Below are 22,717 nucleotides of genomic sequence, written 5' to 3'. Positions count from 1 at the left end.
AGAGGTATAAATGATTAACATCAAGAATTTTGTTGTCGGTTTATGTATGTTAGTGAGCGGATTTGTTATATATGTATTAAAGGAAAAAGCACAATTTTAACAAACAGGCTTACTAAGTGGTCTGTTTTTATTTTGACAAAAGTATTGACATTTTTATCGAAAAGAAGTAAAATTTATATTCGTGTCTCGGTTACAGCTAGTATATATTGGTTATTCCTTACTTATACAAGTCTCTAGTTTGCTAAAGATCGGGCAATGATGCCAACAACTTTAGTGATCGTGTATATGATGAATTGTATTTGTAAGCTGTACACGTACTAGTGTATAAGGAGCGGTCGTTGGAACCGCAATGATGAAAGAGAGGCAGGGCTTTCATCCAGTATATGTTACTTTCCCGTTAATTAAATATAAAAAAGAAGGCGCCTTTTTGTAAAAGGTAGCCTTCTTTTTATTTTATCCGCTATTTGCGGGCAGTAAGACCCCCACCTCAAGATGCAGAGAGAAATCAGAAAGAAAGGTAGGGGATAACTGCTGGCATGTGCCCGATTGGTTCAACTAACCATCAGTGGGGGATGAAAAAACACTGATGGAAGTTTCACTTTATCTTAAACGAAACGGACATGTTAAGGAAGTCTTGTAATATGAAACAGCCCGTAAGAGCCCGATTAGTGGGGCTTTTAATCAGCAGGGATGAGGAAGACCCCCGCTGATTAAAATTTCACTTTATTGAATTCTACTTTCAACTTGTTGACAAACTTCTTCAGCTGTTAACCCGCTTGCATCGATAACAGATCCCTTTATCGCAGCGTTGCTAATCCCCGCTACGTTAGAATCCAGCCCGGTTACAACGCAGCAGTTACATCCTTGAACGTCACTTTCAGATTGCAATGAGACTACTTCATGCCCTTTTTGTTCTAATGCTTGTTTTACGTTCGTTAAAGAGTCTTCTACTCCAATTTTCGCCATGTCATTCACCTCCTGCCATCTAGTAATATGTTCCTTTTTCGGAAGAATATTCACTAATTAACAAAGAGGTTTCACACGTTTGGCAGGAGTAGGAAAGAGTTAGTCGTTATAAACCCCAGTCAACATGTCGCTTACAAAACGATCGTTTTGTACATCGTGCATCGTATAATCATTTGATAGTACATCAACTGAGGCAATGTACATAGGATTTTGCGTTGTTCTATTTTGCTCTGCATATGGAAGTAATTCTACATAATCTTCTAATTTACACAGTCCTTTTGTATTCATTAAATCAAATAACTGAAGCATTTCCATTACTTCTTGTCTTGTTCCTTTAATTTGTAAACATGCCATATTATTAGCCCCCTTAAATTTGTCAAAATGATTTTTGAAAATAGGATTATGAGTAATAAGAAAAAAATATGAGTGTTATCCTCAAATTTTATTTTTTATTTTTTCACCTCGCTTTATTACTAGTCTTTTTCTAAAAATATGTGATAGAACGTCCGTTTATTGAATACAATAGATTCGCATCTTTTGACAAAATTCCTTCTCCTAAACAAATATTTTTTTGTAAGAAAAATGTCGAAAAAAATTTTTTGACATTTTGTAAACGTTAACAATGTTGATATATCAATATAAAGAGGGTTGTTCATAAATTTTAAAATTTAAAATTTTCAAAAAATTTCTTTGATTTATTTGAAAAGGGGGCGTAAACTAGGAACCAATAAAAAAAATCAAGGATATAGGGGGCGCTTTCAAGTGAACGAGCAATGGATTTTCTTAAATGGAGAATTTGTTCCAAAAAATGAAGCAAAGGTTTCTGTCTATGATCATGGATATTTATATGGTGATGGGGTATTCGAAGGCATTCGTGTCTATAGTGGAAATGTTTTCCGCTTAAAAGAGCATCTCATTCGTCTGTACGAATCTGCAAAATCCATTTTATTAGAAATTCCATATACGTTGGAAGAAGTGACCAATATTGTTGTTGAAACAATTCGACGTAATCAATTATCTAATGGATATATTCGTTTAGTTGTATCACGCGGAGTTGGAAATCTTGGCTTAGATCCTGATTCGTGTTTAAAGCCAAATGTTGTTGTAATCGCTGAACAATTAGCGTTATTCCCGGCAGAATATTACGAGAAAGGAATTCCGGTTGTAACAGTTGCAACAAGACGGAATCGTCCAGATGTATTAACGCCACAAGTGAAATCACTAAATTACTTAAATAATATTTTAGTGAGAATTGAAGCGAAACTTGCCGGTGTGCAGGAAGCGTTAATGTTAAATGAACAAGGGTATGTTGCAGAAGGTTCTGGTGATAACGTATTTATTGTAAAAGGTAATAAGTTAATTACACCGCCAAGTTCTGCTGGAGCACTAGAAGGAATTACGCGAAATGCGATTATGGAAATTGGTGAGAAGCTTGGCTATGACGTAAGGGAAGAATTATTTACACGTCATGATGTATATGTAGCAGATGAGGTATTTTTAACAGGTACAGCAGCTGAAGTTATTGCGGTAACAATGGTTGATGGCAGAGAAATTGGAGCTGGGAAACCAGGAGCGCATACAAATCGTTTGTTAGAAGAATTTCGTAAGCTTGTTGTAGAAGATGGCGAAAAAATTTATGAAGAAAATAAAGTAAGTTGATAGGAGAGTAACCGATGCGAAGCAATATGATTAAACAAGGTATTGACCGAGCGCCGCATCGAAGTTTGCTTCATGCAGCAGGCGTTAAAGAAGAAGATTTTCATAAACCATTTATTGCAATTTGTAATTCATATATCGATATTGTTCCAGGGCATATTCATTTAAGAGATCTTGCTGATGTAGCGAAAGCTGCCATTCGTGAAGCAGGAGGTGTTCCTTTTGAATTTAATACGATTGGTGTTGATGATGGAATTGCAATGGGACATATCGGAATGCGATATTCACTCCCAAGTCGAGAAATCATTGCAGATGCAGCAGAAACAGTAATTCAAGCTCATTGGTTTGACGGAGTTATGTTTATGCCAAATTGTGACAAAATTACACCGGGAATGCTGATGGCATCTGTTCGGACGAATGTTCCTTCTGTTTTTGTATCTGGAGGACCAATGGAAGCAGGGAAATCAAAAGATGGCACTCCGCTTTCATTAGCATCTGTATTTGAAGGAGTTGGCGCTCATAAGTCGGGGAAATTAACTTTAGAGCAGCTGATTGATATGGAAAAATCAGCATGCCCAACGTGCGGTTCCTGCTCAGGGATGTTTACAGCAAATTCTATGAATACCATCATGGAAATGCTTGGTGTTGCGCTTCCTGGAAATGGAACGGTTGTTGCAACAAGTGAAGAACGACATAACTTAATTCGTCAGGCTGCTTTTCATTTAATGGATTTAATTGAGCGTGATATAAAGCCGCGAGACATTATTACAAAAGAAGCAATTGATGATGCTTTTGCATTAGATATGGCGATGGGGGGATCGACAAATACAGTTTTACATATGTTAGCCATCGCGAATGAAGCAGGTATTGAATATGACTTGCAGCGTATTAATGATATTGCAAAGCGTGTTCCATACTTAGCGAAAATTAGCCCAGCTTCTCATTATTCCATGCATGATGTGCATGAAGCAGGTGGAGTAGCAGCTATTATTAAAGAGCTTTCACAAATTCCAGGGGCAATTCATCCAGAGCGCATTACAATTTCAGGGAAAAGCATTTATGAAACAGTAGAAGAAGGAAAAATCTTAGATGAAAAAGTAATTCGTCCGAAAGAACGACCATATCGTAAAACAGGTGGTCTTTCCATTCTCTTTGGAAATTTAGCACCAGATGGTTCTGTCCTAAAAATTGGAGCTATCGATGAATCTGTTACATCATTTGTTGGTGAAGCGATTTGTTTTGATTCTCATGATGAAGCGGTTGCTGCGATTGATAGTGGTGTTGTGAAAGAAGGGCATGTTGTTGTCATCCGATATGAAGGTCCAAAAGGAGGACCTGGTATGCCGGAAATGTTAGCTCCAACATCAGCGATTGTTGGAAGAGGACTGGGAACAAAGGTTGCATTGATTACCGATGGACGCTTCTCCGGAGCAACAAGGGGGATTGCGATTGGTCATGTATCACCAGAAGCGGCTGAAGGAGGACCAATTGCATATGTGGCAGACGGTGATCCAATCATTATTAATTTAAAAGATGGTATTATTCATTGGGAAATTTCTAAAGAAGCATTAGAACAACGGAAAAAACAATTTATTTCTCCAGAGCCGAAAGTAAAAACTGGATATTTAGCACGATATGCAAAGCTTGTTACTTCGGCAAATACAGGAGGAATTATGAAAGTATAAAGTAAAACTTCCGTTCGCGGAGGGATAAAGCGTTGATAGGGAGGAGTAGTTGATTGTGAAGCCTCACAGAGAGTCGGTGGTTGGTGGAAACCGATGGTTCACGTTGACGAACATCGCCCTTGAGTGTCAAGCTGAAGCACTTGCTTAGGTTTGGACGGTAGCTCCGTTATTAGCTTGACTCTATTAGAGTCACTGAGGCAAGAATTTTTCTTGCAAAGAAGGGTGGTACCACGAAGTCTTTCGTCCCTTCAGCACATAGCTGGAGTGTGGGCGAAAGACTTTTTTATTTATACGCGTATTTCATAAAGGAGGTTTGTAGAAACGATGTCTTCAAAAACGGAAGAGAAAATGGCAACCGGTGCACAGTTATTGTTAAATGCGCTTAGAAAGGAAAAGGTAGAAGTCATTTTTGGCTATCCAGGAGGAGCTGTTTTGCCGCTATATGATGCGCTTTACGATTGTGAAATTCCTCATATCTTAACAAGGCATGAACAAGGAGCAATTCATGCAGCAGAAGGATATGCAAGAATTACTGGAAAGCCAGGTGTTGTTATTGCTACAAGTGGGCCAGGGGCGACAAATGTGATTACTGGTTTAGCGGATGCGATGATGGATTCCTTACCGCTTGTCGTATTTACTGGGCAAGTTTCAACAACGCTTATAGGAAGTGATGCCTTTCAAGAAGCGGATATCATCGGACTTACAATGCCTGTCACAAAGCACAACTATCAAGTACGAAATGTTTCGGATTTACCAAGGATTATAAAAGAAGCATTCCATATTGCAGCAACAGGTAGACCAGGTCCAGTCGTCATTGATCTTCCGAAAAATATGGTTGTAGAAATGGGAGAGCGATGTAGCAATGTAGAGATGGATTTACCTGGGTACCAGCCGAATTATCATCCGAATCAACTACAAATTAACAAACTGCTACAAGCAATTGAAGTAGCAAAGAAACCGCTTATTTTAGCGGGTGCTGGCGTATTGCATGCAAAAGCAGCAAATGAATTAACCGCATTTGCTCGCATGTATCATCTTCCGGTCGTTCATACATTACTTGGTCTTGGAGGGTTTCCATCCGATGATACATTGTTTTTAGGAATGGGTGGTATGCATGGTTCTTACGCAGCAAATATGGCTTTGTATGAATGTGACTTGTTAATAAATATAGGGGCACGTTTTGATGATCGTCTGACTGGAAATTTAGCTTACTTTGCAAAGGGAGCAACGGTAGCGCATATTGATATTGATCCTGCAGAAATTGGAAAAAACGTTGTGACGGAAATTCCAATTGTAGCCAGTGCTAAACATGCTCTAGAAGCGTTATTAGAGTGTAAAGGAGAGAAACAAAATCATAAAGAATGGCTACAGCTTTTACGAAGAAGAAAGAATCGTTACCCATTTTGCTATAAAGACGATTCACAAATGTTAAAACCGCAGGCTGTAATTCAAATGCTTTATGAAGTTACAAATGGAAATGCAATTATAACGACAGATGTTGGACAGCATCAAATGTGGACAGCACAATACTATGCATTGAAACAGCCTGATAAATGGGTTACATCAGGAGGACTAGGAACGATGGGGTTTGGTCTGCCAGCTGCGATTGGAGCACAAATTGCCGAGCCTAATGAACTCGTTGTAGCAATCGTAGGTGATGCCGGTTTTCAAATGACATTGCAAGAATTAAGTGTTTTAAAGGAACATCACCTTCCCGTTAAAGTGCTGATTTTAAATAATGAAGCACTCGGCATGGTAAGACAATGGCAAGATGAGTTTTATAATCAGCGTTATTCTCATTCTGTGCTTTCTTGTCAACCAGACTTTGCTATGTTAGCCCACGCTTATGGAATTAAAGGGATCCGTATTGAAAATCCGCTAACGGCAAAAGAGCAATTGCGAGAAGCGATGAATTTACAAGAACCTGTTCTTATTGATTGCCGTGTTTTACAATCTGAAAAAGTTATGCCTATGGTTGCTCCTGGAAAAGGTGTTCACCAAATGGAGGGGGTGGAAGAGTGAAACGGATTGTTACAGCAACGGTTCGAAATCAAAGTGGAGTTTTAAACCGTATTACAGGTGTGATGACGAGGAGGCATTTTAATATTGAAAGTATTTCAGTGGGGCATACAGAATCATCACATATTTCAAGAATGACATTTGTTGTTCACGTTGAAGATGTCCAGCAAGTGGAGCAGCTTATTAAGCAACTTCATAAACAAATTGATGTATTAAAAGTATCTGATATTACAGAAGAAGCAATGATTGCAAGAGAACTTGCACTTATTAAAGTGTCTACGACAATTGCTTCTAGATCTGAATTATATAGTTTAATTGAACCGTTTCGCGCAGCTGTTATAGATGTTGGAAAGGATTCCATCGTCGTTCAAGTAACAGGGGCACAAGAAAAAGTAGAAGCGCTTATTGAATTATTGCGTCCATATGGTTTAAAAGAAATTGCAAGAACAGGAGTAACAGCCTTTACAAGAAGTATGAAAAAGCAAGACAAACAACAAGTAATGTTAATTAATTAATTTTTAAAATATAGGAGGAGAAAGAAAATGGCAAAAGTTTATTATGAAAAGGATGTAACAGTAAATGTATTAAAAGGAAAGAAAGTAGCGATTGTTGGATATGGGTCTCAAGGTCATGCTCATGCGCAAAATTTACGTGATAACGGTTTTGACGTTGTTGTAGGTCTTCGTCAAGGGAAGTCTTGGGAAAAGGCAAAAGAAGATGGATTTTCTGTATATAAGGTTGCTGAAGCTACAAAACTAGCAGATGTTGTAATGGTATTGCTTCCAGATGAACAACAGCCGGAAGTTTATGAAACAGAAATTGCACCGAATTTACAAGAAGGAAATGCACTCGTGTTTGCTCATGGGTTTAACGTTCATTTTGATCAAATTACACCGCCGGAAGATGTGGATGTATTTCTTGTAGCGCCAAAAGGACCGGGGCATCTTGTACGCCGAACATTTGTAGAAGGCGCAGCGGTACCAGCATTATTTGCGGTTTATCAAGATGCAACAGGAACAGCTTATGAAAAGGCACTATCGTATGCAGATGGAATCGGAGCAACTCGCGCCGGTGTACTCCAAACGACATTTAAAGAAGAAACAGAAACAGATTTATTTGGAGAGCAAGCAGTACTTTGCGGAGGAGCAACTGCTCTTGTGAAAGCGGGTTTTGAAACATTAGTAGAAGCTGGCTATCAACCGGAACTTGCATATTTTGAATGTTTACATGAACTAAAGCTTATTGTCGATCTTATGTATGAAGGTGGATTAGAAAATATGCGCTACTCAGTTTCGGACACAGCACAGTGGGGGGATTTCGTATCAGGGCCGCGCGTTGTAACAGAGCATACGAAACAAGCGATGCAAGAAGTATTAAAAGATATTCAAGATGGAACGTTTGCTAGAGGATGGATTGCTGAACATAAAGCAGGAAGACAAAAATTCCATGCAATTAATGCAGAGGAGAATGCGCATCAAATTGAAGTGGTAGGTCGTAAATTACGTGAGATGATGCCATTTGTAAAGCCGAGAGTGAAAATGGAGGTTAAGTAATATGAAGCAAATTTTGTTCATGGATACGACGCTTCGCGATGGGGAGCAATCGCCTGGAGTAAATTTAAATGAACAAGAAAAATTACAAATTGCACGGCAGTTAGAGAGGCTTGGAATTAATGTAATGGAGGCGGGCTTTGCGTCCGCTTCTGAAGGTGATTTTCGGTCAGTGAAACGTATAGCTGAAACAATTCAAAATGCTTCTGTTATGAGTCTGGCCCGTGCGAAGGAAAGTGATATTCGTACTGCATATGAAGCGTTAAAAGGAGGCGTATCTCCTCGATTACATGTATTTCTGGCAACGAGCGATATTCATATGAAATATAAGCTCCGTATGTCGAAGGATGAAGTATTAGATACAATTCATCGTTCTGTAAAGCTTGGAAAATCATTATTTTCAACGGTACAGTTTTCTGCAGAAGATGCAACGCGAACAACGCCTTCTTTTTTAGCAGAAGCTGCAGAGGTTGCAATTCGCGCTGGAGCGGATGTAATTAACATTCCCGATACAGTAGGATATACCAATCCAGAGGAATATTTTTCTCTTTTCCGATATTTAAAAGAGCATGTTTCATCTTTTGAGAAAGCTATTTTCTCCTGCCATTGTCACGATGATCTTGGCATGGCAGTAGCCAACTCATTAGCAGCGATTGAAGGCGGTGCACTTCAAGTAGAAGGAACGATTAATGGAATTGGAGAACGTGCTGGTAATGCTGCTCTCGAAGAAGTTGCAGTTGCTCTCCATATTCGAAACGATTATTACGGGGCGTCATCTTCCATGCAATTAAAAGAAATTAAAGCAACAAGTACACTTGTAAGCCGTTTAACAGGCATGGTTGTTCCGAAAAATAAAGCAATCGTTGGTGCAAATGCGTTTGCCCATGAATCTGGTATTCATCAAGATGGGGTTTTAAAAGAAGCATCTACTTATGAAATTATTTCACCTTCTCTTGTAGGGGAAGAACAAAATAAATTTGTACTTGGAAAACATTCTGGCCGCCATGCCTTTACAGAAAAAATGAAAGAGTTAGGCTATGAATTTACAGAAGAAGAGCGGGACTTAGCGTTCCATGCTTTTAAACGGTTAGCTGATCGAAAGAAAGAAATTACAGAAGAAGATTTACAGGCGCTTGTATTGGGAGAAACTGCATTTGCTAAACAGCAGTACGATATTAAACAATTGCAAGTTCATTTTGTATCAAGCAGCATTCAAAGTGCAACCGTCTGTTTAGAAGATACTGATGGAAATGTGCTGGAGGATGCCGCGACTGGGGCCGGTAGCATTGAAGCAATTTATAATGCGATTCAAAGAATTCTTCATTTAAAATGTGAGCTTGCTGACTATCGTATTCAATCGATTACACAAGGACAAGATGCGTTAGCTCATGTTCATGTTGAGTTGAAAGAAGACGGACACCAAGTTTCAGGTTTTGGTGTAGCGCAAGATGTACTGGAAGCTTCAGCTCGTGCTTACGTATATGCAGCAGGGAAATTAAAAACATTACGATCACTTACAAAATCGTAAAGGAGTGCTTGAAGATGGAAAAACGAATCGTTTGTTTAGCTGGTGATGGAGTTGGGCCAGAAATTATGGCTAGCGCAAAACAAGTGTTAGAGATGGTAGAAAGGTTATACGGTCACCATTTTTATTTGCAGGATGAATTGTTTGGGGGAGCAGCAATTGATGGATTCGGTCAGCCCCTTCCACCTCGCACATTAACAGCTTGTTTAGCGAGTGATGCAGTATTGCTTGGTGCGGTTGGAGGACCATATTGGGATCATGCAAAAGAGCGTCCTGAACAAGGACTTCTTACACTTCGAAAAGGCTTAGGGGTATTTGCAAATGTTCGACCGGTTTCCGTTGAAGAGGCAACAGCGCATTTATCACCACTAAAGGCGGCAGAGCAAGTTGATTTTGTCGTTGTTCGTGAGTTAACAGGCGGTATCTATTTCTCATTTCCGAAAGAGCGGACAGAAGAAGTGGCAACAGATACACTTACTTATCATCGCCGTGAGGTAGAACGAATTGTTTCATATGCATTTCAATTAGCAAAAAAACGTCGTAAAAAAGTAACGTCTATCGACAAAGCAAATGTTTTAGAATCTAGTAAACTATGGCGACAAGTAACAGAAGAAGTAGCAATTCGCTATCCAGAAGTAGAGTTAGAGCATTTATTAGTAGATGTTGCAGCAATGGAACTCATTCGTAATCCAAGACGATTTGATGTTATCGTTACAGAAAATTTATTTGGCGATATTTTAAGTGATGAAGCATCTGTATTAGCGGGGTCATTAGGTATGTTACCGTCTGCAAGTCATGCGGAGAATGGTCCATCTCTTTATGAACCAATTCATGGATCAGCGCCGGATATTGCTGGGAAAAACAAAGTGAATCCAATCGCAATGCTTCGCTCCGTTGCAATGATGCTTGGGCAATCATTTGGATTAAGAAAAGAAGGAGAAGCAATTGAAGAAGCAATTTCTACAGTCCTTCGTTCTGGAAAATGTACAGCAGATTTAGGCGGGAATGAAACGACAACTTCGTTTACAAAGTATGTATTACAAACGATGGAAGAACAGGCACTGGTAGGGAGAGGGAGATAATGGGGAAAACATTATTAGATAAACTCTGGGAGCGACATGTTGTAGCAACGAATGAAAACGGCCTGGATTTACTATATATTGATCTGCATCTTGTTCATGAGGTGACATCGCCGCAAGCGTTTGAAGGCTTGCGGCTTGCGAATCGAACAGTTAGACGGCCTGATTTAACATTTGCGACGATGGACCATAATGTTCCAACAAAAGATGTTTGGAATATTACAGATAAAATTGCGAAACAGCAAATGGATACACTTCGCAAAAATTGTCAGGAATTTGGAGTACTGTTAGCTGATATGGGTGATGAGGAACAAGGGATTGTACATGTTATTGGTCCAGAACTTGGACTTACACAGCCAGGAAAAACAATTGTATGTGGTGATAGTCATACATCAACACATGGAGCATTTGGTGCATTAGCATTTGGAATTGGCACAAGTGAAGTAGAACACGTTTTAGCAACGCAAACATTATGGCAACGCAAACCAAAAGCGATGGGAATTGAACTGAAAGGATTATTGCCAAAAGGAGTATATGCAAAGGACATTATTTTACATGTACTTGCTACATATGGAGTAGCCGTTGGTACGGGGCATGTCATAGAGTTTTATGGTGAAACCGTAAAAGAAATGACGATGGAAGAGCGGATGACGCTTTGTAATATGGCGATTGAGGGCGGTGCAAAGGCTGGGATTATTGCACCGGATGAAGTGACGTTTGATTATGTAAAAGGGCGACAATACGCACCAAAAGAGTTTGGACAGGCAGTTACAAAGTGGAGTGAATTATACACGGATACAGATGCGGTGTATGACATGGTTATTACGGTTGATGTTGCAAGTTTAGCACCGTATATTACGTGGGGAACAAATCCAGGGATGGGGCTGCGCGTTGATGAAGTTCTTCCGCAGGCAAATGATATCAATGATGAAAGAGCGTATGCTTATATGGGACTTCAACCAGGACAAAGTACAGCGGATATTCCAATTCACCACGTGTTTATCGGTTCTTGCACAAATTCCCGCTTATCTGATTTAGAAATTGCCGCTGCGGTTGTGAAAGGAAAGAAGGTAAAAGAAGGATTAAGGGCTCTTGTTGTCCCTGGGTCAAAGCAAGTGAGAGATGCAGCGATGAAAAAAGGATTACATCTTATATTTGAAGAGGCGGGATTTGAGTGGAGGGAACCAGGGTGTTCGATGTGTCTTGGGATGAATCCAGATCAAGTGCCAGAAAGTGAACATTGTGCTTCTACTTCAAATCGTAATTTTGAAGGAAGACAAGGAAAAGGAGCAAGAACGCATCTCGTTAGTCCAGCTATGGCTGCTGCAGCTGCAATTTACGGTCATTTTGTTGATGTGAGAAAGGAGAACTACGATGGAGCCATTTCATATTCATAAAGGTACGACTGCAGTATTGATGCGTGATAATATTGATACGGATCAAATTATTCCGAAGCAGTATTTAAAGCGGATTGAAAGAACAGGATTTGGAGAGTTTTTATTTGATGAATGGCGCTATTTAGATAATCGTCAAGAAGATCCTGCGTTTCCATTGAACGCTCCCGAGCGAAAAGGTGCTACGATTCTAATTACAGGAGAAAACTTCGGTTGCGGTTCTTCTAGAGAACATGCACCGTGGGCTCTTGCTGATTATGGGTTTCGCGCTATTATCGCAGGAAGTTTTGCCGATATTTTTTATATGAATTGTACAAAAAATGGGATTCTTCCGATTGTGATGGGAAAGGAAATTCGTAAGCAGCTTGCATCTATAGCGCCCCAGGCGATGATAGAAATAGATTTAGAGAATGAAGTAGTAATAACTCCTGAGGAAAGCTTTTCTTTCTCCATTGAACCGATGTGGAAAGAAAAGTTGCTCAGTGGTTTAGATGATATTGGAGTTACGCTTCAATATGAAGGTGTGATTACAGAATACGAGATGAAAATAGGTCGTTAATGTATATATATTCATTTTGTTTTTTTAACATATAAGTCGCTGCTATGCAGAAGAAAAAGTGGCCTACACTTGTTTTTTCTCTTTGTTATAGCATTTTATGGAGAGGGAGAGGGTCTGATCGCTTCTGTGCATGGCTAGATGCTCTCTTCTATCTAAAAAGAAAGATATTATTTCAATTTTTAAACTTGTATTTATATGAGAGTGAATCGTATATTATTTCAAAAAAATGAAAGAAAATTATTTACTTTTGATTTAATTGGTAGTATACTGACTTCAAACAAAGAGGAGAAAGGGAGTAATGACAATGTTCACTTTACAATCAGTCATTTCATTTACACGACATCATCATACATAAACCCTTGAACCTAGCGTGAAAAAACGTGTAGGTACAAGGGTTATTTCCATTGTACCTACATTCTCTAAAGAGCTATGTAGGTATTTTTATCTACATAGCTCTTTTTTCGTTTTCTTAGCGCTATGTTATGAATGTATGAGTATTTTCGAAGATAAACTCGTAACAAATAATGTATCAAAATTCCGTCAGAAAATTCCCACTTCTAGTGTGTTACAAGGGATAGCTGAGTGGTGAGTAGGAGTAGTTCAAGAAATTCATAATGGACAAATAAGAGACGCATATTAAATATGTTATCTTTGTAGATTTTTTGTAGACATGTGCCAAGAAAGTAGAGGTGTAACGATGAAAAAATGGAAAAGAGCCAATCCAAATGGAACAAAGGATTTTTTGTTTCAAGAATGTACATTAATGGAAGAGATTGAACAAAGATTAAGACGTACATTTATCGAGAGAGGATACGAAGAAATACGGACACCTATGATTGAATTTTATGATGTGTTTGCATTTCAAAACCGTCCTATTGACGAGGAGAAAATGTATAAGTTTTTTGATTCTGAGGGACGCATCCTTGTTCTTAGACCGGATATGACAATTCCGCTAGCACGTGTAATTGGAACAAAAAAGATGAAAACTCCTTTGAAATTAACATATAGTGGAAATGTTTTCAGAGCAAATGAATCTTTAACAGGGAAATATAATGAAATTACACAAACTGGAATCGAAATTATTGGTATTGATAATATACGCGCTGAAATTGAGTGTATTGTAAGCGCGATTGCAGCTTTGCAATCAGCTGGCATTCAATCATTTAAAATTGAAATTGGCCAAGTGGAACTCTATAAATCCATTGTGAAGAAATTGTCTTTGCGAGAAGAAGATGAATACGCATTGCGAGAATATATTGAGAGTAAAAATTTTGCCGCTTTGTCCCGTTTTTTACAAGAAAAGCAGTTAGATATGCAAGATGAAACAGTACGATTATTACAAAAATTACCTCGTTTATTTGGTGGATTAGAAGTAGTTGAAGAAGCTGAAAAACTTGCTGTGAGTAAGGAAATGAAAAGAGCAATTGCGAGGATAAAAAACATATATGAAAACATCAATCGCCTTGGTTATGGTCAATATATATCTATTGATTTGGGGATGATCCAACATCTTAATTATTATACTGGTGTAATCTTTCGCGGATATATATCCGATGTTGGAGAAGAGATTGTTAGCGGTGGAAGATATGATGAATTGATTGGAAATTTTGGTGAATCTTTCCCTGCAGTAGGATTAGCAATACAAGTAAATCAAATTGTACGTACTTTACAAGAACGGAACGAAAATTCATACCCAAAACAAATAGATGCTCTCATATATTATTCGTTAGATATGATTTCCGAAGCAGAAAAATTACGTATTTTACTTGGCAAAGATGGTATAAAGATAGAACTGTCAATGTTGGGAAATTTACAAGATACATTTCAATTTGCAAGAGCACGCGATGTGAAAACTGTGATTGATGTATCGGGAGATGCTTTAGTCGAATATGTTTGGAAAGGGAAATGGATCATGCAGAAAAAAGGAGAATCCTCATGCGTAACATTCAAATTGCGTTAACGAAAGGGAGATTGGAACGACATGTAATTCCGTTATTTGAACGAATCGGTATTGATTGTTCAGAACTAAAAGATAAAGGAAGGAAGCTTGTATTCCAAAGTAATAATTCTCAAATTTCATTCATTCTTGTAAAAGCAGTTGATGTTGTAACGTATGTAGAACATGGTATAGCTGATATTGGTGTTGTCGGCAAAGATATTTTGCTTGAATATGAAAACGATGTATATGAAATGATTGATTTAGGGGTAGGACGTTGTAAATTTTGCGTTGCTTCCGTTTCGTCGTATAGTCCAAACGGTTATAACAAAAAGAGGATTGCAACAAAGTATCCGAATATTACTTCTGCATATTTTCGCAAGAAGGGAGAAGATGTAGAAATTATTAAAATAGAAGGTTCTGTTGAGATTGCTCCTTTGTTAGGGTTAACAGATGCAATCGTTGATATTGTAGAAACGGGACAAACATTAAAAGAAAACGGATTAGTAGTATTTGAAGAAATTTGCGACATTTCAGCACGTTTAATTGTAAACAAAGCATCTTTAAAAATGAAAAAAGACGAAATATTCAATATTATAAATAAAGTGGAAACTGTCTTAATAGAAAAGGAATGAAGGAGGGTAAATATGGAAATTGTATATGAGGATTATTCTAATATTTTATGGAAGGTAAAACAGCTAAGAGAACAGGCAAACACAATAGAAGAAACGATTCAACAAGATGTGAGGAAAATTGTTGAAAGTGTAAAAGAACAGAAAGATGAAGCGCTATTTTCGTATACGAAGGCTTTTGACAAAGTAGAGTTGAATCAATTTCAAGTTTCGGAAGAAGAACTGGAATTAGCATATAAAAGTGTTGAACCGGCATTTTTAGCAGCATTGGAAAAAGCAAAGGATAATATCATTTCCTATCACGAAAAGCAAAAGAGACAAGGTTTTATTGATACAGAGAAAGAGGGGATTATTCGCGGACAGCTAGTTCGTCCATTGCAAACTGTTGGTGTATATGTACCAGGAGGAACGGCAGCATATCCATCATCAGTTCTCATGAATGTCTTACCAGCAAAAATTGCGGGCGTCAACAAGATTGTCATGGTAACACCGCCGAATTGTGAAGGAGTAGATCCACATATTTTAGCAGCAGCAAAAGTTGCTGGAGTTGATGAGGTATATACAGTAGGGGGAGCACAAGCAATTGCTGCGCTAGCATATGGAACAGAATCGATTCCGCGTGTTGATAAGATTGTAGGACCAGGAAATATATATGTTGCATTAGCGAAGCGAGAAGTATTTGGTTCAGTTCATATCGATATGATTGCTGGCCCGTCTGAGATTGTTGTTATTTCTGATGAAACGGGGAATGCAGCGTATATTGCTGCCGATTTATTATCACAAGCAGAGCACGATATACGTGCAACAGCTATTTGTATCACAACTTGTTTAGAATTAGCGCAGGAAGTGAATAGAGAAATAGAAAAACAATTGATGAGCCTTCCGAGAAGTGAAATAGCTCGTGAATCCATTAACAGAAACGGAGCGATTCTTGTTGTAGATTCATTAGAACAAGCGTTTCAGCTCTCAAATGAAATTGCGCCGGAGCATTTAGAATTGCACATAAAAGAACCGATGACAGCTCTTTCGAATATTCAACATGCAGGTTCTATCTTTTTAGGTCCGTATGCGCCGGAACCACTGGGTGATTATATGGCGGGTCCGAATCACGTGTTACCAACGAGTGGAACAGCAAGGTTTTTTTCTCCATTGTCTGTTGATGATTTTATGAAAAAATCGAGCTTTTTATTTTATACAAAAGAAGCTTTAGGACAAGTGCAACAGCATATTGTCAATCTAGCAGAAAAAGAAGGATTACAAGCTCATGCAAGAGCAATTGAGATTCGTTTTAAAGGAGGGGAAAAGTAATGCGCGCTGCAAAACAAACGAGAATTACAACCGAAACAAAGATTTCTGTAGCACTGCAACTAGATGGTAATCAAGAAGTTTCAATTCAAACGGGGGTTGGTTTTTTTGATCATATGTTGACATTATTTGCAAAGCACGGCCGCTTCGGGTTGCAAATTGAAGCTGATGGCGATGTGCATATTGATGCTCATCATACGGTAGAAGATGTTGGAATTGTTCTTGGGAACTGTTTAAAAGAAGCACTTGGTGATAAAGCAGGAATTAATCGTTACGGCACAGCTTATGTACCGATGGATGAAGCGTTAGGATTTGTTACAGTTGATATAAGTGGAAGGTCCTATCTCGTGTTTGATGGTGAATTTACAAATCCAAAACTTGGTGATTTTGACACGGAACTAGCTGAAGAATTTTTTCGTGCGGTGGCTCATGCAGCAAATATAACTTTACATGCACGAGTTTTATATGGAAGTAACACGCATCACAAAATTGAAGCGCTTTTTAAAGCATTTGGACGTGCACTGCGTGATGCCGTCGAGACAAATGAAAAAATTATAGGAGTAAATTCCACGAAAGGAATGTTGTAATATGATTGCGATTGTAGATTATGGAATGGGCAACATTCGAAGTGTAGAGCAAGCGTTAAGACATATTGGAGCAGAGTATATTGTAACGGATGAAGCAGAAGTATTTCTGAATAGCGACGGCGTTATTTTGCCGGGAGTTGGTGCGTTTCCAAGCGCGATGCGTTGTTTAGAAGAGAAAGGGCTAATTTCTGTTTTGAAGCAAGTTGCTATTGCAGGAAAACCACTGTTTGGAATTTGTTTGGGGATGCAGCTTTTATTTGAAGAAGGTGAAGAGATTGAAAGAACGAAAGGGTTAGGATTGCTTCCAGGAACGGTAAGAAAATTAGACGTACCATATAAAATTCCTCATATGGGATGGAATAAGTTACAAAAGAAAAAGGAGCATCCTTTATGGAATGAAATAGAGGATGGTGCTTTCGTCTATTATGTTCATTCTTATTATGCGCAATGTCCAAATGATGTTGTAGTAGGCGCTAGTGAGTATGGTGTTTTCGTACCAGGAATTGTTTCAAGAGGAAATGTATTTGGGGCTCAGTTCCATCCTGAAAAAAGTGGTGAAATAGGAATTCAAATATTACGAAATTTTAAGGAGGTTATAGAAACATGGAAATCTTCCCAGCTATCGATTTAAAAAATGGTCGTTGCGTTCGTTTGTATCAAGGGCAATTTCAACAAGAAACAGTAATGAATGAAAACCCAGTTGCACAGGCATTGTTATTCGAACAACTTGGTGCACGTGTACTGCACATTGTCGATTTAGATGGAGCTGTTGCAGGACGTTCAGAAAACCTTTCTGTCATTGAAGACATTTGTAAGGCAGTGCGAATTCCAGTGCAAGTGGGAGGCGGGATTCGTTCAATTGCTGCAATTGAAACACTTTTAGCAGCTGGAGTAATGAAAGTAATTCTTGGGACAGCAGCATTATATGATCGTTCATTTGTTGAAGAGGCAGTTCGTTTATATGGAGATAAAATTATTGTTGGAATTGATGCTAAAAATGGTTATGTAGCAACGAGAGGATGGCTAGATGTGTCTGAAACGTCTTATGTACAACTGGCAAAGGAAATGGAGAAAGTGGGTGTGCAGACGCTTATTTTTACTGACATTTCTAGAGATGGAACGCTTACAGGTCCAAATTTTGAACAATTACAAAAATTACAAGATGAGGTTTCGCTTCAAATTGTTGCTTCCGGCGGTGTGAGCTCGCTTGCTGATGTTGAGAAATTACAAGATATGAACTTATACGGCGTTATTATTGGGAAAGCATTATATGATAAAAAAGTTATTTTAGAAGAAGCATTGCAGGTGACAGGCATATGTTAACAAAACGAATTATTCCGTGTTTAGATGTGAAAAATGGTCGTGTTGTAAAAGGCGTAAATTTTGTCGGGTTACAAGATGTTGGCGATCCTGTTGCAATTGCCGCTGCATACAATGAGGCAGGTGCCGATGAACTTGTGTTTTTAGATATTACGGCAACGTACGAAGAACGAAAAACAATGATTGATGTCGTAGAACGTACAGCATCTCAAGTATTTATTCCCCTAACAGTTGGAGGTGGAATCTCGTCTGTCCAAGATATGTATGCATTACTTCGAGCTGGTGCAGATAAAGTTTCATTAAATTCAGCGGCAGTGCAAAGACCAGAGTTAATACAAGAAGGAGCGGAGCAATTCGGTTCTCAATGTATAGTCGTTGCAATCGATGCAAGAAAGGTCGGAGAAAATAAGTGGAATGTATATGTAAATGGAGGCCGCATTGATACAGGAATAGATGTAATCGAATGGGCAAAACGCGTGGAAAGTTTAGGTGCTGGGGAATTACTTTTAACGAGCATGGATGCAGATGGGACAAAAGATGGCTATGATTTACTTTTAACAGAAACAGTTTCAAAAGCAGTTGGTATCCCAGTAATTGCTTCGGGTGGATGTGGGTCAATTGAACATATTGCAGAAGTTTTTCAGCGAACATCAGCAAATGCGGCGTTAGCGGCTTCTATTTTTCATTACGGCACCGCAACCATTCAAGAAACGAAACAAAAGTTACAAGAAGCGCAAATTGAGGTGAGATTGTGAAGCCGGATTTTTCAAAAGGGCTATTGCCAGCTGTTGTGATAGAAGAGGGTACAAAAGATGTTTTAATGCTAGCTTATATGAATGAAGAAGCGTATGAAAAAACATTAGACACAAAAACGACCTGGTTTTATTCTCGTTCACGAAGAGGTTTGTGGAATAAGGGAGAAACATCAGGACATGTTCAACACGTGAAGTCACTATATTTAGATTGCGATCAAGACTCTATTATGGTAGTTGTCCAGCAAGTAGGTGTAGCTTGCCATACAGGAGAAAAGTCATGTTTTCATAATAAGGTGTTATAGGGGGATAAGGAAATGAGCGATGTGTTGCGACAGTTATATGAAACAATTCAACAGCGAAAAGAGAATCCTATCTCTGAGTCGTATACGAATTACTTATTTACAAAAGGAGAAGACAAAATATTAAAGAAATTAGGAGAAGAATGTACTGAAGTTGTAATTGCAGCGAAAAATAATGAGAAAGACGAGCTTATAAAAGAAGTTGTTGATTTTACGTATCATTGCTTAGTGTTACTAGTAGAAAAAAATATATCATTACAAGAGATAGTAGAAGAATTAAATAAACGTCAAGGACAATTATCGAGAGTGGGCGAACGAAAAGAAATTGATACATTATAGGAGGGGAGAAAGATGAGAGTAGATTATCACCTTCATTTAGAAGAAGGTCCGTATTCAATGCGGTGGTTATCTCGCACAAATGAAGCGCTTGAGTATTTTGCACCGATTGAGGAAGAGAAACATTCAATGGAATGGATCTTAAAAGCTGGGGAACGTTTGCAAAAGCGTGTAAAGGAAGGCGCGTTTTCATCGGATTGGATTGATTTATATTTAGAGGAAGCAGTGCGTAAAGGAATACGGGAAGTTGGAATAGTTGACCACTTATATCGTTTTTACGAAGCAAAGGAATACTATGAGCGCTATGTCGATATTAGTGATACAGAACTTGGACATCTGCAAAAAGAATGGCTGGATCAGGTGAGAGTAGAGTCAATTGTAAATTTTACTAAAGCAATTGAAGATGCGAAAGAAAGATGGAGCAAACGAGGCGTGATATTACGGCTTGGAATAGAAGCAGATTATTTTATTGGCGGGGAAGAGGAACTAGCGAAGTTATTAACGTTAGGAAATTGGGATTATGTCATTGGTTCTGTACATTTTATTAATGGATGGGGATTTGATAATCCAGACACGGACGCTTATTTTAGACAGCATGATTTACATGTATTATATCCTGAATTTTTCCGTACTTTAGAAAAAGCGATACGTTCTGGTTTATTTGATATTGTTGCACATTTAGATAATATTAAAGTGTTTAACTATCGCATAGATGAAAATCTGCAATTACCGTATTATGAGAAAATTGCTAAGGCTTTAATTGAAACAAATACGGCTACGGAAGTGAATGCTGGCTTGTATTATCGATATCCTGTAAGAGAAATGTGTCCGAGCCCTTTGTTTTTACAACGCTTAGTGCATTATGGTGTTCCAATTACAATTTCTTCAGATGCGCATTTCCCGAATGATTTAGGTAGCTACGTAAAAGAAAATATAGAGACACTTCGTAATCATGGTGTGACGCACATTGCAACATTTGAAAAACGAATCCGGAACATGAAACCGATCGAATATGTAGAAGAAAATGTTTTGAGATAAAGTGAAACTTCCATTAGTAGGGGAGGCTTTATTCCCTACCAATGGAAAGCTCTCACCAATCGGGCTTACTTCCAGTTAATGGGGGATGAAAACTTCCTTTTTTGTTTACACTAACGTTGAACAAAAAAGGAGGCTTTTTTTATGGCGAAACAACAATATGAAGATACTGGGAAGTTAACGAATCAGAGCAATGTTGCAAAAAAAGACCAATCAGAGCAATCAATTACACACGAACAAGTTAGTGATACATTAGCTGAAGGAACGATTGATGTAAAGCTAGAGCAAGGAAGAGAGAAATAAAGTGAAACTTCCATCAGTGGGGGGATGAAGCCCCCCACTGATGGAAAGCTCTCATCAATCGAGCTTTTACTGCCCGTTAATGCGGGATAAAGTGAAACTTTCATAAGTGGAGGATAAAGGCTCGTTTATAGTTAGTCACACCAATCGAGCTTTTACTGCCTATTAGTGCGGAATTAAACTATAGTGAAAAAGAGGCTGAATGTGTTCAGCCTCTTTCTCATGATTTTGTAAAGAAAGATTACAAGAACAATTAAATTCCTTGTCTTTTTTCGATAGAATTTCTTACAATAATATTGAAAGTGTTTATCTTACTATTAGTGGGCAGCAAGACCTCTTACTTCAAGATTCAGAGAAGCCGAAGATGATAAAAGCTTTCACTAATAGGAGTTCATTCTATGTTAAAAGGAAAGGATGCTTAATTATGGCAAAAATTTTAGTAGCAGGACAAATTCCAGAAATCGGACTACGGTTGTTACGAGGTCATGAAGTAGAAATGTATGATAAGGAAGGGTTAATTAGCACAGAAGAACTAGTGAAACGTGTACAAGATAAGGATGCATTATTAAGCTTACTTTCAACAAAAGTTACGGAAGAAGTTATCAATGCTGCACCACATTTGAAAATTATTGCAAACTACGGTGCTGGATATGACAATATTGATTATAAATATGCAGTGGAAAAAGACATAGCGGTAACAAACACGCCAAAAGTTTCAACAGAGGTAACAGCAGAGCTAACGTTTGCTATCTTATTAGCGGCAGCGCGCCGTATTCCAGAAGGCGATACGCTATGTCGTACAGTTGGTTTTAATGGCTGGGCACCGCTCTTTTTCTTAGGGCGTGAAGTATACGGTAAAACAATTGGTATTATTGGTCTTGGAGAAATTGGAAAAGCAGTAGCAAAACGAGCAAAAGCATTTGGTATGAATATCGTGTATACAGGGCCAAGTCGTAAGTATGAGGCAGAGCAAGAATTAGAGGCAACATATGTAACGCTAGAGGAACTATTACAAACAGCAGATTTTATTACGATCAACTGTGCGTATAATCCAAAGTTGCATCATATGATTGATGAAGAACAGTTTAGAATGATGAAACAAACTGCTTATATTATTAATGCGGCACGTGGTCCCATTATGAATGAATCCGCGCTTGCTCATGCTTTAGAAACAAAGGAAATTGAAGGAGCAGCACTTGATGTGTTCGAGTTTGAACCGAAAATTACAGAAAAATTAAAAGGATTAACAAACGTTGTGTTAACACCTCATATTGGAAATGCAACGATTGAGACACGTGATGCAATGGCAGAAATGGTAGTGCGTAATATTTTAGCAGTACTAGAAGGAAATGAGCCATTAACTCCAGTGTATAAAAAAGAACTTATAATGAAATAAAGGTGGGGATTTTCTTCATCCCCACTGATGGAGAGCTCGTGTGTAGAGAGAATAAAATTGGATACTTATGTTGAAATATAGAGTAGAGATTGTGAAGGTTTCACTCAAACTAACGGGCAGTTTAGTTGAGGAGAGAGGAGAAAATTCTCTCCCTTTAAGTGATATTTGACACGAAAAGCGAAGTAATTATTTATTGTTCAAGTTACGGTCTATCTCTTTTAACTTGATATCGGTTTTTAAAGAAATATATTTGGCAGAGACTATTTCAGTCTCTGTCATTTTTTGTGGCCTGAAACTAGTTAAGTCTGAAGTCTGATATAAAAATCAAGCTCTAGCACAATTATGAAATCCTTGGGAAAAAAGTAATATGAAACCAAGATGGA

The 22,717-nt window shown here is 38.3% G+C and carries 24 protein-coding genes and 1 other annotated feature; of the genes, 22 read left to right on the top strand and 2 right to left on the bottom strand.

Annotated elements, in window-relative coordinates:
* The first annotated feature begins 10 nt into the window (after positions 1 to 10).
* Positions 11 to 100, top strand: coding sequence for a phosphoribosyl-ATP pyrophosphatase (locus CN326_RS13470; RefSeq protein ID WP_098309523.1), 90 nt, complete (start codon positions 11 to 13; stop codon positions 98 to 100).
* Between the two features lie 623 nt (positions 101 to 723).
* On the opposite strand, the gene CN326_RS13465 is transcribed toward CN326_RS13470, so the two are convergent.
* On the bottom strand, positions 724 to 966 hold the full coding sequence (locus CN326_RS13465; RefSeq protein WP_098309522.1) for a YkuS family protein: 243 nt from the start codon (positions 964 to 966) through the stop codon (positions 724 to 726).
* A 99-nt stretch (positions 967 to 1,065) separates the two neighbouring features.
* Complete coding sequence (locus CN326_RS13460; protein WP_098309521.1) at positions 1,066 to 1,320, bottom strand: DUF3911 family protein; 255 nt, start codon at positions 1,318 to 1,320, stop codon at positions 1,066 to 1,068.
* Positions 1,321 to 1,728: 408 nt separating this feature from the next.
* Between CN326_RS13460 and ilvE the strand changes: the two genes are divergently transcribed.
* The 21 genes from ilvE to CN326_RS13345 all read left to right on the top strand — a co-directional run bounded on the left by ilvE (position 1,729) and on the right by CN326_RS13345 (position 22,334).
* A complete protein-coding gene (ilvE, locus tag CN326_RS13450; RefSeq protein WP_098309520.1) occupies positions 1,729 to 2,625 on the top strand; it encodes a branched-chain-amino-acid transaminase in 897 nt (298 codons plus the stop codon).
* Positions 2,626 to 2,639: 14 nt separating this feature from the next.
* Positions 2,640 to 4,307 carry a dihydroxy-acid dehydratase gene (gene ilvD, locus CN326_RS13445; RefSeq protein ID WP_098309519.1) on the top strand — a complete coding sequence of 556 codons (1,668 nt, stop codon included), beginning with the start codon at positions 2,640 to 2,642 and terminating at the stop codon, positions 4,305 to 4,307.
* A gap of 23 nt (positions 4,308 to 4,330) precedes the next feature.
* Positions 4,331 to 4,558, top strand: a binding site (T-box leader).
* 73 nt (positions 4,559 to 4,631) lie between these two features.
* The gene (gene ilvB / locus CN326_RS13440) at positions 4,632 to 6,329 is read left to right on the top strand and encodes an acetolactate synthase large subunit (RefSeq protein ID WP_098309518.1); all 1,698 of its coding nucleotides are present in this window, start codon (positions 4,632 to 4,634) and stop codon (positions 6,327 to 6,329) included.
* Complete coding sequence (ilvN, locus tag CN326_RS13435; RefSeq protein WP_098309517.1) at positions 6,326 to 6,841, top strand: acetolactate synthase small subunit; 516 nt, start codon at positions 6,326 to 6,328, stop codon at positions 6,839 to 6,841. The genes ilvB and ilvN overlap by 4 nt, the downstream gene beginning before the upstream one ends.
* Before the next feature lie 27 nt (positions 6,842 to 6,868).
* The gene (ilvC, locus tag CN326_RS13430) at positions 6,869 to 7,879 is read left to right on the top strand and encodes a ketol-acid reductoisomerase (protein ID WP_098309516.1); all 1,011 of its coding nucleotides are present in this window, start codon (positions 6,869 to 6,871) and stop codon (positions 7,877 to 7,879) included.
* Between the two features lies 1 nt (position 7,880).
* Positions 7,881 to 9,404 carry a 2-isopropylmalate synthase gene (locus CN326_RS13425; RefSeq protein WP_098309515.1) on the top strand — a complete coding sequence of 508 codons (1,524 nt, stop codon included), beginning with the start codon at positions 7,881 to 7,883 and terminating at the stop codon, positions 9,402 to 9,404.
* 14 nt (positions 9,405 to 9,418) lie between these two features.
* Positions 9,419 to 10,483: a 3-isopropylmalate dehydrogenase gene (gene leuB / locus CN326_RS13420; RefSeq protein WP_098309514.1), complete on the top strand. Its 1,065-nt coding sequence runs from the start codon at positions 9,419 to 9,421 to the stop codon at positions 10,481 to 10,483.
* On the top strand, positions 10,483 to 11,877 hold the full coding sequence (gene leuC / locus CN326_RS13415) for a 3-isopropylmalate dehydratase large subunit (protein ID WP_098309513.1): 1,395 nt from the start codon (positions 10,483 to 10,485) through the stop codon (positions 11,875 to 11,877). Before leuB ends, leuC begins: the two co-directional genes overlap by 1 nt.
* Positions 11,855 to 12,433 carry a 3-isopropylmalate dehydratase small subunit gene (leuD, locus tag CN326_RS13410; protein WP_098309512.1) on the top strand — a complete coding sequence of 193 codons (579 nt, stop codon included), beginning with the start codon at positions 11,855 to 11,857 and terminating at the stop codon, positions 12,431 to 12,433. The genes leuC and leuD overlap by 23 nt, the downstream gene beginning before the upstream one ends.
* 697 nt (positions 12,434 to 13,130) lie before the next feature.
* The gene (hisZ, locus tag CN326_RS13400) at positions 13,131 to 14,393 is read left to right on the top strand and encodes an ATP phosphoribosyltransferase regulatory subunit (RefSeq protein WP_098309511.1); all 1,263 of its coding nucleotides are present in this window, start codon (positions 13,131 to 13,133) and stop codon (positions 14,391 to 14,393) included.
* A complete protein-coding gene (gene hisG, locus CN326_RS13395) occupies positions 14,369 to 15,004 on the top strand; it encodes an ATP phosphoribosyltransferase (RefSeq protein ID WP_098309510.1) in 636 nt (211 codons plus the stop codon). Before hisZ ends, hisG begins: the two co-directional genes overlap by 25 nt.
* 12 nt (positions 15,005 to 15,016) lie before the next feature.
* Positions 15,017 to 16,309, top strand: a complete 1,293-nt coding sequence (hisD, locus tag CN326_RS13390; protein ID WP_098309509.1) for a histidinol dehydrogenase — start codon at positions 15,017 to 15,019, stop codon at positions 16,307 to 16,309.
* Entirely contained in the window at positions 16,309 to 16,893 is a 585-nt protein-coding gene (hisB, locus tag CN326_RS13385) for an imidazoleglycerol-phosphate dehydratase HisB (protein WP_098309508.1), read from the top strand. The genes hisD and hisB overlap by 1 nt, the downstream gene beginning before the upstream one ends.
* A gap of 1 nt (position 16,894) precedes the next feature.
* Positions 16,895 to 17,524 (top strand): imidazole glycerol phosphate synthase subunit HisH, encoded by a 630-nt coding sequence (gene hisH, locus CN326_RS13380; protein ID WP_098309507.1) that lies wholly within the window; start codon positions 16,895 to 16,897, stop codon positions 17,522 to 17,524.
* The gene (gene hisA / locus CN326_RS13375; RefSeq protein WP_098309506.1) at positions 17,497 to 18,216 is read left to right on the top strand and encodes a 1-(5-phosphoribosyl)-5-[(5-phosphoribosylamino)methylideneamino]imidazole-4-carboxamide isomerase; all 720 of its coding nucleotides are present in this window, start codon (positions 17,497 to 17,499) and stop codon (positions 18,214 to 18,216) included. Before hisH ends, hisA begins: the two co-directional genes overlap by 28 nt.
* Positions 18,210 to 18,968 (top strand): imidazole glycerol phosphate synthase subunit HisF, encoded by a 759-nt coding sequence (hisF, locus tag CN326_RS13370; RefSeq protein ID WP_098309505.1) that lies wholly within the window; start codon positions 18,210 to 18,212, stop codon positions 18,966 to 18,968. The genes hisA and hisF overlap by 7 nt, the downstream gene beginning before the upstream one ends.
* Positions 18,965 to 19,270 (top strand): phosphoribosyl-AMP cyclohydrolase, encoded by a 306-nt coding sequence (gene hisI / locus CN326_RS13365; RefSeq protein WP_098309504.1) that lies wholly within the window; start codon positions 18,965 to 18,967, stop codon positions 19,268 to 19,270. The genes hisF and hisI overlap by 4 nt, the downstream gene beginning before the upstream one ends.
* A gap of 12 nt (positions 19,271 to 19,282) precedes the next feature.
* The gene (locus tag CN326_RS13360) at positions 19,283 to 19,606 is read left to right on the top strand and encodes a phosphoribosyl-ATP diphosphatase (protein ID WP_098309503.1); all 324 of its coding nucleotides are present in this window, start codon (positions 19,283 to 19,285) and stop codon (positions 19,604 to 19,606) included.
* Between the two features lie 12 nt (positions 19,607 to 19,618).
* A complete protein-coding gene (locus CN326_RS13355; RefSeq protein ID WP_098309502.1) occupies positions 19,619 to 20,641 on the top strand; it encodes a histidinol phosphate phosphatase domain-containing protein in 1,023 nt (340 codons plus the stop codon).
* A 141-nt stretch (positions 20,642 to 20,782) separates the two neighbouring features.
* Positions 20,783 to 20,941 carry a DUF4025 domain-containing protein gene (locus CN326_RS13350; RefSeq protein WP_098309501.1) on the top strand — a complete coding sequence of 53 codons (159 nt, stop codon included), beginning with the start codon at positions 20,783 to 20,785 and terminating at the stop codon, positions 20,939 to 20,941.
* A 421-nt stretch (positions 20,942 to 21,362) separates the two neighbouring features.
* Positions 21,363 to 22,334, top strand: coding sequence for an NAD(P)-dependent oxidoreductase (locus CN326_RS13345; protein ID WP_098309500.1), 972 nt, complete (start codon positions 21,363 to 21,365; stop codon positions 22,332 to 22,334).
* Positions 22,335 to 22,717: the final 383 nt, after the last annotated feature.

It is taken from the genome of Bacillus sp. AFS018417 (genome assembly GCF_002560985.1).
Classification (GTDB): Bacteria; Bacillota; Bacilli; order Bacillales; family Bacillaceae_G; genus Bacillus_A; species Bacillus_A rhizoplanae.
Note: the sequence above shows the minus strand (reverse complement) of the source record. Positions and strands in the feature narration are given on the sequence as shown.